Annotated in this window: 14 protein-coding genes; 1 reads left to right on the top strand and 13 read right to left on the bottom strand. The window is 68.0% G+C overall.

Going from position 1 to position 14,485, the window contains the following annotated elements:
• Nucleotides 1-32: 32 nt before the first annotated feature.
• The 13 genes from ACWGIC_RS34235 to ACWGIC_RS34175 form a co-directional block, all read right to left on the bottom strand.
• Entirely contained in the window at nucleotides 33-1,343 is a 1,311-nt protein-coding gene (locus ACWGIC_RS34235) for a glutamate-1-semialdehyde 2,1-aminomutase (protein WP_452080061.1), read from the bottom strand.
• Between the two features lie 6 nt (nucleotides 1,344-1,349).
• The gene (locus ACWGIC_RS34230) at nucleotides 1,350-1,889 is read right to left on the bottom strand and encodes a dTDP-4-dehydrorhamnose 3,5-epimerase family protein (RefSeq protein WP_452080060.1); all 540 of its coding nucleotides are present in this window, start codon (nucleotides 1,887-1,889) and stop codon (nucleotides 1,350-1,352) included.
• Nucleotides 1,886-3,067: a polysaccharide pyruvyl transferase family protein gene (locus tag ACWGIC_RS34225; protein ID WP_452080059.1), complete on the bottom strand. Its 1,182-nt coding sequence runs from the start codon at nucleotides 3,065-3,067 to the stop codon at nucleotides 1,886-1,888. Before ACWGIC_RS34225 ends, ACWGIC_RS34230 begins: the two co-directional genes overlap by 4 nt.
• Complete coding sequence (locus ACWGIC_RS34220) at nucleotides 3,064-4,017, bottom strand: glycosyltransferase family 2 protein (RefSeq protein WP_452080058.1); 954 nt, start codon at nucleotides 4,015-4,017, stop codon at nucleotides 3,064-3,066. Before ACWGIC_RS34220 ends, ACWGIC_RS34225 begins: the two co-directional genes overlap by 4 nt.
• Nucleotides 4,014-5,306 (bottom strand): hypothetical protein, encoded by a 1,293-nt coding sequence (locus tag ACWGIC_RS34215; RefSeq protein ID WP_452080074.1) that lies wholly within the window; start codon nucleotides 5,304-5,306, stop codon nucleotides 4,014-4,016. Before ACWGIC_RS34215 ends, ACWGIC_RS34220 begins: the two co-directional genes overlap by 4 nt.
• A gap of 40 nt (nucleotides 5,307-5,346) precedes the next feature.
• Complete coding sequence (locus ACWGIC_RS34210) at nucleotides 5,347-6,612, bottom strand: DUF4910 domain-containing protein (RefSeq protein ID WP_452080057.1); 1,266 nt, start codon at nucleotides 6,610-6,612, stop codon at nucleotides 5,347-5,349.
• Nucleotides 6,612-7,634: an NAD-dependent epimerase/dehydratase family protein gene (locus ACWGIC_RS34205; RefSeq protein ID WP_452080056.1), complete on the bottom strand. Its 1,023-nt coding sequence runs from the start codon at nucleotides 7,632-7,634 to the stop codon at nucleotides 6,612-6,614. The genes ACWGIC_RS34210 and ACWGIC_RS34205 overlap by 1 nt, the downstream gene beginning before the upstream one ends.
• A gap of 4 nt (nucleotides 7,635-7,638) precedes the next feature.
• Nucleotides 7,639-8,283 carry a PIG-L deacetylase family protein gene (locus tag ACWGIC_RS34200; protein ID WP_452080055.1) on the bottom strand — a complete coding sequence of 215 codons (645 nt, stop codon included), beginning with the start codon at nucleotides 8,281-8,283 and terminating at the stop codon, nucleotides 7,639-7,641.
• Nucleotides 8,280-9,068, bottom strand: coding sequence for a glucose-1-phosphate cytidylyltransferase (locus ACWGIC_RS34195; protein WP_452080054.1), 789 nt, complete (start codon nucleotides 9,066-9,068; stop codon nucleotides 8,280-8,282). The genes ACWGIC_RS34200 and ACWGIC_RS34195 overlap by 4 nt, the downstream gene beginning before the upstream one ends.
• A 1-nt stretch (nucleotide 9,069) precedes the next feature.
• Nucleotides 9,070-10,302: a methyltransferase domain-containing protein gene (locus tag ACWGIC_RS34190; RefSeq protein WP_452080053.1), complete on the bottom strand. Its 1,233-nt coding sequence runs from the start codon at nucleotides 10,300-10,302 to the stop codon at nucleotides 9,070-9,072.
• Between the two features lie 276 nt (nucleotides 10,303-10,578).
• The gene (locus tag ACWGIC_RS34185) at nucleotides 10,579-11,451 is read right to left on the bottom strand and encodes an LLM class F420-dependent oxidoreductase (protein ID WP_452080052.1); all 873 of its coding nucleotides are present in this window, start codon (nucleotides 11,449-11,451) and stop codon (nucleotides 10,579-10,581) included.
• Entirely contained in the window at nucleotides 11,448-12,317 is an 870-nt protein-coding gene (locus tag ACWGIC_RS34180) for an LLM class F420-dependent oxidoreductase (protein WP_452080051.1), read from the bottom strand. Before ACWGIC_RS34180 ends, ACWGIC_RS34185 begins: the two co-directional genes overlap by 4 nt.
• A 39-nt stretch (nucleotides 12,318-12,356) precedes the next feature.
• Complete coding sequence (locus ACWGIC_RS34175; RefSeq protein WP_452080050.1) at nucleotides 12,357-13,319, bottom strand: YncE family protein; 963 nt, start codon at nucleotides 13,317-13,319, stop codon at nucleotides 12,357-12,359.
• Nucleotides 13,320-13,466: 147 nt separating this feature from the next.
• Between ACWGIC_RS34175 and htpX the strand changes: the two genes are divergently transcribed.
• Nucleotides 13,467-14,315 (top strand): zinc metalloprotease HtpX, encoded by an 849-nt coding sequence (gene htpX / locus ACWGIC_RS34170; protein WP_452080049.1) that lies wholly within the window; start codon nucleotides 13,467-13,469, stop codon nucleotides 14,313-14,315.
• Nucleotides 14,316-14,485 lie beyond the last annotated feature (170 nt).

Genomic DNA, 14,485 nt, shown 5'->3' with positions numbered 1-14,485 from the left:
AAGGAGCCCTTCACGGACTTTGGCAGGGGAAGTCAGGCCTTTCGGCGGAAGACGGGTTTGACCGGCCGCCCGCCCAGCCACGGCGACGGATCCCCGGCCTCCAGCGCCTTCCGGTACACCACGCAAGCCGAGCCGACCGCCTCCACCGTCCGGTCGATGTCCTCCTCGGTCATCGCCGCACTGACCACAAAGGACGGAGCCAGTACCCCGTTCTCCAGCAGGCACCGCAGGAACAGCGTCCGATACTCCTGCGAAGGCGCACCGTTCTCGTCGAGGGTCAGGAACACCAGGTTGCTGTCCCGTCCCCGCACCTGCACCTGCCCGCCGATCCCGTGCGCGGCCGCCACCTCGGTTGCTCCGGCAGCCAACCGGGCCCCGAGTGCGTGCAGCCGAGCCGTCACGTCCTCTGTCGCGTAGACGTCCATCACCGCCATCGCCGCGGCCAGCGCCGGGGTCTCCGCTCCGTGCGTCGTGGACAGCAGGAACACCCGATCCCGCGAATCGCGCAGGCCGCCCAGTTCCATCAGCTCCCGCCGGCCGGCCAGCGCGGCGACCGCGAAGCCGTTGCCGAGCGCTTTGCCGAACGTCGAGAGGTCCGGCGTCACGCCGAACAGGCCCTGCGCACCGTGCTCGGAGTACCGGAACCCGGTGATCATCTCGTCGAAGATCACCAGCGAGCCGTACCGATGCGCGAGGTCGAGCAGTCCGGCGAGATAACCGTCCGGCGGGTTCGTCCCCTTGGTGGGTTCCAGGATCAGGCAGGCCACCTGCCCGTGGTACTGGCGCAGCATTTGCTCGGTCGCCGGGAGATCGCCGTACGGGAAGGGCACAGTCATCGCCATCGTCGCGGCAGGGATTCCGGCGGACATCGGGGTGGTGCCGATGAACCAGTCGTCAGTGGAGAAGAACGCGTGCTCGGCGCAGTGGGCGACCAGCGGCCGTCCGGTCGCGGCCCGAGCGAGCCGGACGGCGGCGGTCGTCGCGTCGGAGCCGTTCTTCGCGAACTTCACCATGTCCGCGGTCGGCACCGTCGCCAGGAACTGCTCCGCGGCTTCAAGCTCCACAATGGACGGACGGACGAAGTTGTTGCCGCGTTCCAGCACGTCGCGAACGGCCGCGGTCACCCGTGGATGCACGTGGCCGAGGCTGACCGAACGCAGGCCGGAGCCGTATTCGAGATATCGGTTGCCGTCGATGTCCCAGACGTAGGAACCACGGCCGTGCGAGATGACCGGGGCGAGATGTTCCGGGTATTGATCCTCGCCTTTGGCGTAGGTGTGCGCACCGCCGGGAATGGCGCGGTGCAGGCGTTCGTTCGCGATTCGGGAGAGTGGCAGGTCCATGACGGGTCACCTCAAGGCGTCGGCCAGCGAAGGGGCCGATGCGTCGCGTTCGGACAGCAATGCCGCGGGCAGCGGCCACGGGATGGCGAGCTCCGGGTCGTCGTGCGCGATGGCGACGTCCTCGGACGGGTCGTGCGCGCGGTCGATCCGGTACGACACGTCGGCGATGTCGCTCAGCGCCTGGAAACCGTGTGCGCACCCGGCCGGGATGTAGATGCTCTCCTGGGTGTCGCCGGAGAGGTGAAACGTTTCCATGGCCCGGAAAGTCGGCGACTCCGGCCGTAAGTCGACGACGACGTCGAACACCTCGCCGAACGAACAACGCACCAGTTTCGCCTCGCCGGCCCCGGACCGCAGGTGCATCCCACGCACCACGCCGCGCACCGAGCGGGACAGGCTGTCCTGCAGGAACGCGTCCGGATCGATGCCGGCCGACCGGGCGACATCGGCGTCGAAGGTACGCGAGAAGAAGCCGCGATCGTCTCGGTGTGGCGTCGGCTGAAACAGCCACACGCCGGAAATCGACGGCACGGGAACGGCTTTCACGACACCTCCGCAGGGATGAGCGACCTCGACAACAGGGCGAACTGGTCCTTCAACTGCTGGTTGCAGGTTTCGTTGCGGGCGGCGAGTTCCGCCTTCAGCTCCGGTGCCCGCCGCTGCAGCTGTTCGAACTGATCGATCAGCCGCGGTACGTCGACCGCGCGGGCCTCCTGGCAGAACTCGCCGAGACCCATCTCGGCCATCAGCACGTCGTTCTTCTTCGCGTACCCGATCGCGACCGTCGGCGTCCCGACCTTCAACGCGCACAACACGTTGTGGTACCGAGTGGCCACGACCGTGCCGACCTCCGCCATCGCGCGCATCAGTTCGCCGAGGGTGTCCGGGACGGTCGCGGAAATCAGCGGAGAGCCGACAGTTTCGACAATCTCGTCCACTACCTCGCGGTCGATCCGGTCGCCGATGAAGAGCCGGACCGGTCGCTCCTGGCCGACCAGATACCGCACGAACTCCGTCATCGCGTCCACATAGGACCGGTAGATCTCCTCGCCGCGCGCACGGTCGTCGTTGCTGCCGTAGTAAGCCATCACGCCAACGCCTACCGCACGCGGATCTTCGACCGCCGACGGCGTCGGGAGGGCGAAGGCGAGGTCGGGGTAGACCTGGTCGTTCGTGACCCGCACGCCCATGTCGGCCATCGCCGAGCGCGACAACTCGTCGCGGAAGGACCGGTACGCCGCGAGTTGCGTCGCGTGCCGCACCAGAAATCGCGTGGCCGGCACCCGGATCTGGTCGGCGCCCACACTGACCAGCGCGATCTTCGTGCGTCCCAGCCGGCCGCACAACGAGAGCAGGAAGAGCGCGTACGGGAATCCCCACGGCCGCAACGGAAGCGTCGCCTCCAGCACGCCCATGCCGGGAACGATCACCACGTTCTGCCGCCGGACCCACCAGGCCGTGCGGAAAACGTCGATGACTTTCCCCAGCGCTTTGGCCGCGATCGACCGCAGCCCGGAAGCGTGCCGGTATTCGCCGCTGTACCAGTTGAGCCGCACCGCGGGGATCCCGTACCGCGCACGGATGGTGTCCGCCCCACCACAGAACGCGGACACCTTCGCGTACGGATGTTCGGCCCGCAGGAAGGCGAGTACCGCCTCCAGCGAACCGTCGTTGCCGAGGTTGCCTGAACCGAGCAGCCCGAAGACCCCGACCCGAACAGTCACCGCACCCGCCGTTCGCGCCCGGCGACCACCCGGTCGACCGCGAGGTTGAGTTCGGCCGCGTGCACCGGAGCCCGGTCCTCGACGCGTTCCCCGCCGCCGCCCGGCCGGGCCCGGCTGGCGAACCACTCCGCCAGCGCGAGGTAGCAGGCGCGGCGTTCGCCGGACGACAGCGGCGCGGAGCGGATCCCGTGCACGAAACCCCAGACGTACTCGGCGAGCAGCCGCGCGGTCGGGTTCATGAGTGCGTTGGCGCGCTTGGGATCGAGGTTCGCGCACCGCGAGCGCTTGCTCGGGTTCGCCCGCTCCGCCCGGTCTGGATGATCGCGGCGGAAGTACAGCAGCTCCGGCACTTGGTAGAACGGGCCGTGCAGCGCCAACTCGGCCACGTACGTGCGGTCGGCGTGGTGGTAGCTGCCCATCGGCGTGACGCGACGCAGCACGGCCGTGCGGATCACGCCGTAGAAATCGTCGCCGCCAGGTTCGAACAGCAGGCTCTTGAACCGTACGGACGGCCGGAGCGAGTCGGTCTGGTGCCGGTAGTCCAGCGGCACCGTCACCGCGCCGTTCTCGTCGATGATCGCCTGATGCGAATGCGCGAGGATCATCTCCGGCCGGGCGTCGAGCGCGTCGACGCACTTCGCCAGCAGCTCCCGGCCGTAGAGATCGTCGTGCGAGGCCCATTTGAAAAGCTCGCCGCGCGCCTGGTCGAGCAGGATGTTGTGGTTCGGGGTCGCGCCGATGTTGCGCTGCTGGCGCAGATACCGGATCCGCGAATCCTGCTGCGCGTATTTGCGGGCGATCTCTTCCGTGCCGTCCTCCGACGCGTTGTCGGAGATGATCAGCTCGAAGTCCTCGTAGGTCTGCCCGAGCAGCGCGTCGAGCGCTTCGCCGAGGAACTCCTCGCCGTTGTAGACGGGCAGACCAATGGTCAGCCGGGGCGCCGTGCTCATGCCGGTTTCATCTCCTCGGAAGCCGAATGGAGTTCTGCTTGGCTGAATGAACCTGACGCGGCGGGAAACTCGACTACCGCCGCGAAGTGGTCGCGAAGCGCGCTGCGCAGCTGCCACCACCACACGGCCGAGCCGGTGAGCGTGGCGGCCGCGACGCCCCACTCCGAACCGGTCGCGCCGCCGAGCACAGCCCCGATCAGGCCGAACACGACGTAGCACGCCGACGAGATCAGCTGGGACCGCAAGCTCCGCCGCGCCATCCCGAGCGCACGCAACCCGGCCGTCGCGCCAGTGGTGAAGCTCGCGCCGACGACGGCCATCGTGACCGCCGGGACCAGCAGCGACGAGCTGTCCCACAGCGAACCGAGCACGAACCGGCCAGCGTTGTCGGGGATGAAGAGCCACAACCCGAGTCCCCACACCAGCGCCGCCGCGGCCTGCGCGGCGCCGAGCACCACGCAGAAGTGCCACAACCGGTGCGGCGACTGCCGGAGCACCCGCGCGCCCTCGGCGACCGTGACGAGGGAAAGTCCCATGAGCAGCGCGAGAAACGGCCCGAGCAGCTGTTCCGCACCACGCACTGTGCCGACCGCGGCCAACCCGGAGATCGCGCCCAGCCCGTACGCCCGCAGCTGCGACGAACCACTGTTGCTGACGTTCTCCACGAGGTAGCGCACACCCAGGTCGCGATGCTCTCGCAGCCACGAGCGCACCCCGCCGAGCCGCGGCAGCACGCTCGTCTGCACCCAGCCGAAGGCGGCCGCGACCCCGGCCGAACAGCCCCAGGCCAGCAGGAACGCGACCACGGTGTCGTAGCGCGCGGCCAGGACCAGCGCCGGGAACAACGCGACGGCCTGGATTCCGTCGTTGAGAAACGCCTTGTGCCCGGTGCCCTGCGCGAAAAAGCCGAACCGCCAGGCGTCCTGCACGAGCAGGAACGGCAGCACCACGCCGAGTGCGACGAACGCGGTGCCGAGCGGACCGCCGACCATAAGTCCAAAAAGGACACTGACCAGCCCGCTCGCGACGCCCACCACGAAAGCGGTCCCGACCGCCTGCCCGACTGCGGTGCGCCAGCTTGCCCGGCTGACGCCGGAGAACCGGACCATCAGCGGGTCGGTGGCGATGCCGCGCGAGATGTTGAGAATGACGCCGTAGGTCACCCACGCGATGCTGAACAGCCCGAACGCCGTCGCGCCGAGCGAGCGCGCGACGTACAGGCCGACCACGAAGTTGGTCAGGCTCGAAACGGCCTGGTCGCCAAGGCCCCAGCTGAGCCGTCCCGCCATCGCGCGGACGGCTCGCGAACGCAGGATCGACGGCACGGCCTCACTCCTTCAGCAGTCCGGCGGCCTGAAGGGCATCGGCCGCCGCGGCTACGGCGCCGAACGGCAGGTCCGCCCGTTCGGCGATGTCGAGGAGGCTGTGGTCGCCGTCGGAGAGGCTGAGCACCCACAGCATGGCCAGCTGGGCTTCCTTCGCGTCGCTGCGCCCGCCGAGCGAGTCGTACAGTCCGCGCTTGCCGAGCTGAGGTTCGCCGTACGGGCTCAGGTTCACGTAGCGGCGGTTGCGGTCGAGTACGGAAAACGCCGTCCGCAGCGTGTCGAGAGTGTCGGCCATCGAGTCCGGGTCGACGAAGGACGGGTTGTCCGCCGAAGTGTGGTACTCCGGGTAGCCCGCGTACGGCGTGCGCGTGAGCGAGCCGACGCCGAGGTTGAAGCCGGGGGAGCAGAACTGGCGCTCGTCGTAGCCGTACGGCGAGAAATCGCGGATCTCGTGCGGTTTGTCCTTGAGGACGTGCGCGAAAACGCGGTCGATGTCGGCGTCCCCGCGACGGCTCCGCTTGTAGGTCAGCGAACCCCGGTCCCCGGCGCAGGCCAGCACGACGCCGTGCTTGACCTGATCGATGCGCTGGGAATTGCGCGCCAGCCAAGTGATCGCGCCGATCGTGCCGGGCATGAACAGGAACCGGTAGGTGTAGTACGGCTTTTCCTCGGCCAGCGCCTGTGCGAGCGCGACGGCGACCGCGATGCCGGCGAGGTTGTCGTTGGCCAGCGACGGATGGCAGAGGTGACACGACACGAGCACCTCGTCGGACACCTCGCCCGGCACGACGTGCTCGGCGTAGGTGAGGTGTCCGTCGGCGAGCGTCGAGTCGATTTTGACGTGATAGTCGCCGTCCGGCAGCGTGTCGAGCACGTCCTGCGCGAGGCAAAACCCCCAGGTGGGGGAGTAATAGCTGGTGCGGTACGGGATCAACGACGGCTGCTCGGGAAGCGTGTGCAGGTGCGGGCGCAGTTCGGCGAGACTGACGACCTGGTCGACCGGGACGCTGTAGCCGACCACGTGCAGGTTCGACTTCCGGAAATCGATCACCCGCCGTCCGGAGGAATCCGCGACGAAGGCGTCGCGGATGTTCCACTCCGGCGGCACGGTCCAGTCCAGCACCTCGGTGCCGCTCGGCACCTCGTACCGGTCGAGCGGGAGGTGCTCGCCGAGGACGGCCAGGGTCTGCCGCACGCCGTCGCCGGTGATGCTCCGGCAGAACGGGTACAACCGTTCCACCAGAGCGTGCATCTCGGGCCCCGTGCGCATCAGGCGTGCCGCAGGGTGGCGTCGACCGCGCCGGCGGCCTGCCGGTCGCTCAACCAGTTCAGCCGGGTGAAGCGGCGCTCGAACTGTTCCTGGGTGAGGCTGCTGCGGCGGTAAGCGTCGAACAGTTGCAGCGCGCCGTCTTTCACGCCCCACTTGCAGTCGAACGTCGGAACGGCGTCGCGGAACCGGGAGAAATCGACGCGGTAGGAGCGCGGGTCGGCCCCGGCTTCCCCGGTGATCCTCAGCTTGGCGCCGGGGACCACGGCGACGACCTCTTCGGCGATCTCGGCGACCGTCACGTTGTTGCGCTCGGTGCCGATGTTGAACGCCTTGTTGTGCACGGCTTCGCGCGGAGCCCCGAGCGCGGCGGTGAAGGCGTGCGCGATGTCGTCGGCGTGGACCAGCGGCCGCCACGGCGTGCCGTCGGAGAGCACGAGAACCTCGCCGGAGAGGTAGGCGTGGCCGACGAGGTTGTTCAGCACGATGTCGGCGCGCAGCCGCGGGGAGAAGCCGAATGCGGTGGCGTTGCGCATGTACACCGGGGTGAAGTCGTCGTCGGCGAGGTCGGAAACCTCGGCCTCCACGCGTACCTTCGACTCCGCGTACGGCGTGACCGGCCGAAGCGGCGCGTCCTCGTCGACCAGGCCGCTGCCGCCGGAAGCGCCGTAGACGGAGCAGGTCGAGGCGTACAGGAACCGGGAAACCCCGGCCTCCTTCGCGAGTTTCGCGAGCTTGACCGACGCGTGGTGGTTGATGTCGTAGGTCAACTGGGGCGCGAGCGAACCGAGCGGGTCGTTCGACAGCGCGGCCAAGTGGATCACCGCGTCGAAGCCCTGCAGGTGTTCGGCTTTCACATCCCGCAGGTCGACGGCCAGCCCGACCGGATCGCGCGGGGCCGGGCCGAGCACACAAGCGGCGAACAAGCCCGAGTCGAGGCCGACGACCTCGTGTCCCGCCGCGGTGAGCACCGGAGCCATCACCGTGCCCAGATATCCCGTGTGCCCCGTGAGCAGCACGCGCATGCCTTCAGCCCCTTAGCTCGATGACGAGTTTGTGTGCCTCGAACGCCTCGGCATAGCGTTCTTGGCATTCGATTCCGCGAATCCGCGCGAGGCCGAGGAACGCCTCGCGGTCGTACCACGGCCGGTGCTGCTGAGAGCCGTAATGCTCGTGCAGCAGTTCGATCTTGCGCTGCGTCGTCTCGTCCGACAGCGGCACGTAAGCGGGCAGCCGTCCGAGATCCCCGTCCCATTTGACGATCTCGTACCCCAGCGTCAGATGGCCGCGGAACACCGTGGGCACGAGCTGCGCGAGCCCGCGGTGGTCCTGGTGCGCGTCGACGGTGCGGGGCGCGAACACGACGTCCGGATCGGTCCGGCGACGAAGGTCTTCCAGCGCGTTCTTGGCTTCCTCCCAGTGCGAGGGGAGGCGTCCGTCCGGCAGCTTGAGCACCGTGACGTTCAGCTCGGCACCCGGGCAGAACGCGGCCAGCGCGGCGCGTTCCTCGTTCTCCCGATCGGTCCCGCCGCCGGACAGCACCAGCGCGTCGACCTTGAGGCCGGGACGCTGTCCGCAGATCTCCAGCAGCGTGCCGCCGGCCCCGATGGCGATGTCGTCGCAATGCGCGCCGAGCACGACGATGCTCTTCAGCTCGGCGCCGAGGCGGATCACGCGCGCACCTTTTCGTGTTCCCACAACGCCCACGGCCGGTCGCCGTGCGTGTAAGCGGCGTCGAGCGCGTAGCGTTCCTTGACCGTGTCGGTCGGCTTCCAGAACCCGCGATAGGGGTACGCGAGCAGCCGGCCGCGTTTGGCGAGTTCGCCGCAGCCGTCGGCGACCAGGTCGCCGTTCTCCGGGATGTGGTCGAAAATCTCCTGCCGCAGCACGAAATAGCCGCCGTTTTCCCACAGCGGGAGTTCGCTGACCGGCGTGATCGCGCCGATCAGGCCGCCCTCGTCCATCTCGACGCAGTGGAACGACGACTGCGGCGGCACGACGAGCATGGACGCGCCCGCGTCGCTGTTTTCGAACCGCTCGACGATGTTGTCCAGCGGCGCGTCGGTGAGGACGTCGGCGTAGTTGGCGAGGAACATCTCGTCGCCGTCGAGATGGTCGCGCACGCGGCGGAGCCGTTCGCCGATCGGCGATTCGATCCCGGTCTGCACGAACGAGATCGTCCAGTCGGCGATGTCGGTGGACAGCAGCTCCGGCTTCCCGCCGCGCAGCACGAAATCGTTGGACGTCGTTTCCTGGTAGTTCAGGAAGAAATGCTTGATGTGGTGCGCGCCGTAGCCGAGGCACAGCACGAACTCGGTGTGCCCGAAATGCGCGTAGTACCGCATCACGTGCCAGATCAGCGGGCGGGGCCCGACCATCGCCATCGGCTTGGGCACGTCGGACGCCTCGCTGCTGCGCATCCGCATTCCGTAGCCGCCGCAGAACAGAACGACCTTCACTTCACGTCACCTCGACGATTTCCAGGCGTGGAATCGGGAAGACGAGCTTGCCGCCCCACGCGCCGACGTAGGAGAGCTGCTCGGTCAGTTCGTCCCGCAGGTTCCAGGGCAGGACGAGCACGTAGTCCGGCCGGTCGGCCGCGATCCGGTCCGGTTCCACGACCGGGATCCGGGTGCCCGGCGTGAACCGGCCGTGCTTGTAGGGATTGCGGTCCACCGTGTAGGCCAGCAGGTCCGGGCGGATGCCGCAGTGGTTGAGCAGGGTGTTGCCCTTGCCCGGCGCGCCGTACCCGACGGTCGTTTTCCCGGCCTTGCGGGCGGCGAGGAGAAATTCGAGCAGTTCGAGCCGGACGCGGGTGACCCGGTCGGCGAATTCGGTGTACCCGGACAACTCGTGCAGCCCGGCCGCCTTCTCCCTGGCCAGCACGTCGATCATCCGGGCGCTCGGCTCCCCAGCCGCCTCCGCGGGCCGCGCCCACAGCCGGATCGAGCCGCCGTGCGTCGGCAGGAGTTCGACGTCGACCACGGTCAGCCCGCCGCCCGCGAGCGCCCGCCGTGCGGATTCGACGGTGTAGTACTGGAAATGCTCGTGGTAGATCGTGTCGTACTGGTTCTTTTCGATCAGCGTGAGCAGATGCTGCACCTCGATCGACACCCAGCCGTCGTTCGCGACGAGCGCGCGCAGCCCGTGGGTGAACCCGCGGATGTCCGGAATGTGCGCGTAAACGTTGTTCGCCACGACCAGGTTGGCAGGCCCGTGTTCGGCTCGCACCTCCCGGCCGGTGTCCTCGGAGAGGAACGCGGTGTGCGTCGGCACCCCGGCCTCGCGCGCGGCCTGCCCGACGTTCACCGAAGGTTCCACGCCGAGACAACGGATTCCGCGCTCAACGACGTGCTTCAGGAGGTATCCGTCGTTGCTGGCGACCTCCACGACGAAAGACCGGTCAGTCAGCCCGAGTCGTTCCACCGCGGAGTCGGTGAACCGTTTCGCGTGTTCGACCCACGAGGTGGAAAAAGACGAGAAATACGCGTAATCGGTGAATGTGTCGGCCGGGTCGAGCAGCGGCGGGAGCTGCGCGAGCCAGCATTCCGTGCACACTTCGAGATGCAGCGGGAAAGTCGGTTCGGGTTCGGCCAGCTGCGCGGCGGTCAGGAACCGCTCGCACGGCGGGGTCGCGCCGAGGTCGACCACGCTGGCGGTTCTTTCCGAACCGCAGAGTCGACATGTGGTCATGTGCCAGGCTCCTCCGGTCACGAGCGCGATCTGCGTAGGGCAGGTCGATCTGCGCCCGGCCGTCGTTACAACGTGCCGGGACGCTCGCAGGACCGAGTCGGAACCGAGACCAAAGTTTCTCGGCAGCCGGTGCGGCGTCACAAGCGCACCGGCGCGTTTCCCTGGTCGACGGGACTGGAAAAGACTTCTGGCGGCGGCGGAATGCCGCGAGCCGCTGCGGCGAACGGGCGGCGCGCCGGTGCCGGATGGCGCAGCCGTCACCCGTTCGTCAGCGGATCACAGCTTTTCGGCCGCCGGGATCACCTCGGTGGCGAACCGTTCGAGCACCGCCGGGTCCGGCACGCCGTCCGCCCAGCCGGTCGCGCCGGTGAAACCGAGTTCGGCCAGCCGGCCCAGTTCATCCAGCAGCTGCCCGGTTTTCTCGCCGTTTTCACCCGTGTCCAGGCGCAGCGAAGCGGTTTTCGTGATCTCCGAGTAGTCGCGGCCGACGTCCTCGCAGTGCTGCTTCAACACGTCCAGTTTGCGCGGAAGATCGTCACTGGGCATCAAATTGCAGATGTCGCCGTACTGCGCGACGAACCGCAGCGTCTTCTTCTCGCCCCCGCCGCCGATCAGGATCGGCGGATGCGGGCGCTGGATCGGCTGCGGGCTGTTCAACAGCCGTTCGCCGCTGACGTGCGTGCCAGTAAAGGGCTCGTCACCCTCAGCCCACATCTGATGGATGTACCGGAGGGCGTCCTCAAGCTGTTCGAAGCGCTCCTTCATCGGCGGGAACCGGAACCCGAGCGCGCGGGATTCCTCCTCGTTCCACCCGGCCCCGATGCCGAGGATCGCCCGCCCGCCGGACAGGACGTCGAGCGTCGTCGCCGCCTTCGCGAGCAGTCCCGGATGCCGGTAAATGACACCGGTGACGAGAGTGAGCAGCTTGACCCGTTCGGTGTGCGCGGCCAGGAAGCCGAGCGTGGTCCAGGCTTCCAGCATCTCGTGCTCCGGCGGGCCATAGCTGGAAATCTGGAAGAAATGGTCCATCACCGACAGGTATTCGAACCCGGCCTCGTCCGCGGTCCGGGCCACCCGCGCCAGATCCGCGCCGAGCGCCGCCGGGCCGTTCGGCCAGGTCTGCTGAGCCAGGTGCAACCCGAGTTTCATGCCAACTCCTTAACCGCCGGAATGATGTCTTGCGCGAAAATCTCGATCCGGTTCTGGTCGGCTCCGCCGGGCAGCGGGCCGATCACGGCCTGCACACCGAGCCGGTGCAGCCGCTCCGCCTCGGTGAGAAACTCGCCGGTTTTCTCCCCGGACGGGCCGATGTCCAGATAGTGGTAAACAGTCTTGGCGATCTCGGCGTAGTCGCGGCCCTCGGTTTCGCAATGCCGCTTGAGCACGTCCAGTTTGCGTTCGAGATCCGGGCCGTTGCCGATGTTGCAGTAGTCGCCGTACTTGGCGACGAGGCGGAGAGTTTTCTTCTCGCCGCCACCGCCGACCATGATCGGCGGCCGGTGCGGCGGCTGAGGGCTGTTGAGGAGTCGTTCGGCAGTGAAATGCTTGCTGGAGAACGGTTTGTCGTCCTCGTCCCACATCTGCCGGACATACCGCAGGTTCTCCTCGAGCAGTTCGAACCGTTCCGATGTGGACGGAAACGGAAAACCGAGCCCGCGAGCCTCCTCTTCGTTCCAGCCCGCGCCGATGCCGAGCATGGCCCGCCCGCCGGACAGCACGTCGAGCGTCGTGACCGCTTTCGCGAGCAGGCCGGGATGCCGGTAAATCGCGCCAGTGACGTAGGTGAACAGTTTCGCGCGCTGGGTGTGCGCGGCGAAGTAGCCGAGCGTGGTGTACGCCTCGAGCATCGCGCGATCGCTCGGGCCGACGCTCGGAATCTGGAAGAAGTGGTCCATTACCGCGAGATAAGCGAACCCGGCCTCGTCCGCCGCTCGCACCGTCTCCGCCAGCTTCCGGCCGAGCGCGGCGGTTCCTCCCGGCAAGGTGAAGTCGGGGATCTGGAGGCCAAGTTCCATACCCGACACCGTATACCTGGAGTAACTTCATGCGGACAGTCAGAAATCGCGCACGATGCTGACCGTGCCGTGCAGCGGATCGGTCACGTACACCGTGCGCGTGCGCTGATCCACCGCCACGTCGCCCGGATTCACCCCGAGACTCAGCTCGCCGGTCAGGGTTTGACTGCGTCCGTCCACACAGGACAGTCCATTTTGCCCGCCGTTGGTGTACACCGTGTCGCTGCCCTGATGCACCGCGAGCGAGGACGCCTCGCTGCGCAGCAACACGGTCTTGACCTGGGCCCGGGCCGATCCATCCACAATGGACATATGGTGGATCGCCGAATTCGCCACGAACACCGCGCCGCTCAGCTCGTGCACGTCGATCCCGGTGGGGGAGGCGCCCACCGAAACACTCGCGGTGAACGCCCCCGCGTCGAGGTCGCAGATCTCGACCGAGTTCGTGTTCGGGCTGGTGCAATAAGCGCGTCGCCGGCCGCGATCCAGCGCGATCCCGGCGAGCCCCGGCTTCGGAGCCGGAAGCAGGTCCTGCTGAGTGAGACTGATGCTGTCGAGCACCGCGAACGTGCCGGTCTTGCCGCTCACCGCGTACACGAGGCTGGCCTGGGGATCGATCGCGAGCGCCGACGCACCCGCCCCCGCGCTGACCGCGCTGAGAAACCGGTGCGTCTGACTGTCGAAGGCGAGCACCGTGCCGCCCGCCGGATTGGCGACGTAGATCCGGTCGGTGCCCACCACCACGTCGCTCGGCTCCCCGCCCACCGCGAGCTCGCCCACGACCCGCCCCGCGGCCGGATCGAGGACGACGACCATGCCGGACGCCCGGTCAGCCACGTACACCAGCCCGGTGACCGGACTCACCGCAAGCGCCGAAAGCGTCCCGCCGACCTGCACGCTGGTGACCTGCCCGGCCGCCTGCGCGCTCCCGCCGAGCACCGCCGCCGCACCGGCGCTGACCAGGCCGAACAGCCCTCGCCGGGAGAACTGGGAACCTCGCATCGCTCACCTGCCCCGGTCGGTTGGGTTGCTCGCCGACCCTAACTCGGACAAGGATCATGCGAAGGAACTTCGAGTCCCCCGATCGCGTTGTTTCCAGTGAGTAACCCACCTTGAGGCACCTGCCAGAGCGGACGGAGGCGAGCGCGCGTGCACAAGCACCACAACGGGCTGAAGACGGCGATGCTGCTCGGTCTGCTCTCGGCGATCATCATCGGGATCAGCGGATTGTTCGGCCGCGGAGCGCTGGTGATCGGCCTGATCGTGGCGCTGGGGATGAACGCCTACGCCTACTTCAACTCCGAGAAAATGGCCCTGCGCGCGATGCACGCGCGGCCGGTGTCGGAGGTCGAGCAGCCCGCGATGTACCGGATCGTGCGCGAGCTGGCGACGTCCGCGAGGCAGCCGATGCCCTCGCTGTACGTAAGCCCGACCGCCGCGCCCAACGCTTTCGCGACCGGGCGCAACCCGCAGCACGCTGCCGTGTGCTGCACCACGGGGATCTTGGAGTTGCTCGACGAGCGCGAGCTGCGTGCGGTGCTCGGGCATGAGCTGTCGCATGTGTACAACCGGGACATTTTGATCTCGTGCGTCGCTGGGGCTCTGGCGAGTGTGGTCAGTGTGCTGGCGAATATCGCGTTTTTCTTCGGGGGGAATGATCGCGAGGGCAACCCGTTCATGTCGCTGTTGCTGGTCCTGATCGGGCCGATCGCGGCTGGGGTGGTGAAGATGGCGGTGAGCCGGTCGCGGGAGTACCAGGCGGATGCTTCTGGGGCGGAGTTGACTGGGGATCCGTTGGGACTGGCGTCGGCGTTGCGGAAGTTGGAGCGGGGTACCCGGGCCGCGCCGTTGGCTCCGGAGCCGGCTGTGGTGTCGCAGTCGCATTTGATGATCGCGAACCCGTTCCGGCCTGGGGCTGGGTTGAGCCGGATGTTTTCCACGCATCCGCCGATCGAGGACCGGATTCGGCGGTTGGAGGAGATGGCTCGGGGGCGGTGAGGTCCCGGGGCTTTCGCTGGGGGAGGGCGCGGCTTCGCCGCGGAGAAGGGCGCGGCTTCGCCGCGAAAAGAGCGTTGCGTGGGCACCCCGAAGCCAAGTGTGCTGACGGTTCGGGGGTGCTTGTCAAGGCGGGAAAGAAGTCTGGGGAAGGACCCCCGCACAGGCGGGGC

It is taken from the genome of Amycolatopsis sp. NPDC054798 (assembly GCF_053611505.1).
Note: the sequence above shows the minus strand (reverse complement) of the source record. Positions and strands in the feature narration are given on the sequence as shown.

What these genes read in the sequence shown, in the direction of transcription:
- ACWGIC_RS34235 (WP_452080061.1), bottom strand. Translation starts at nt 1,343, where the DNA reads ATGGACCTGCCACTCTCCCGAATCGCGAACGAACGCCTGCACCGCGCC.
- ACWGIC_RS34220 (WP_452080058.1), bottom strand. Translation starts at nt 4,017, where the DNA reads ATGAGCACGGCGCCCCGGCTGACCATTGGTCTGCCCGTCTACAACGGC.
- ACWGIC_RS34215 (WP_452080074.1), bottom strand. Translation starts at nt 5,306, where the DNA reads ATGGCGGGACGGCTCAGCTGGGGCCTTGGCGACCAGGCCGTTTCGAGC.
- ACWGIC_RS34210 (WP_452080057.1), bottom strand. Translation starts at nt 6,612, where the DNA reads ATGCGCACGGGGCCCGAGATGCACGCTCTGGTGGAACGGTTGTACCCG.
- ACWGIC_RS34205 (WP_452080056.1), bottom strand. Translation starts at nt 7,634, where the DNA reads ATGCGCGTGCTGCTCACGGGGCACACGGGATATCTGGGCACGGTGATG.
- ACWGIC_RS34190 (WP_452080053.1), bottom strand. Translation starts at nt 10,302, where the DNA reads ATGACCACATGTCGACTCTGCGGTTCGGAAAGAACCGCCAGCGTGGTC.
- ACWGIC_RS34185 (WP_452080052.1), bottom strand. Translation starts at nt 11,451, where the DNA reads ATGAAACTCGGGTTGCACCTGGCTCAGCAGACCTGGCCGAACGGCCCG.
- ACWGIC_RS34180 (WP_452080051.1), bottom strand. Translation starts at nt 12,317, where the DNA reads ATGGAACTTGGCCTCCAGATCCCCGACTTCACCTTGCCGGGAGGAACC.
- ACWGIC_RS34175 (WP_452080050.1), bottom strand. Translation starts at nt 13,319, where the DNA reads ATGCGAGGTTCCCAGTTCTCCCGGCGAGGGCTGTTCGGCCTGGTCAGC.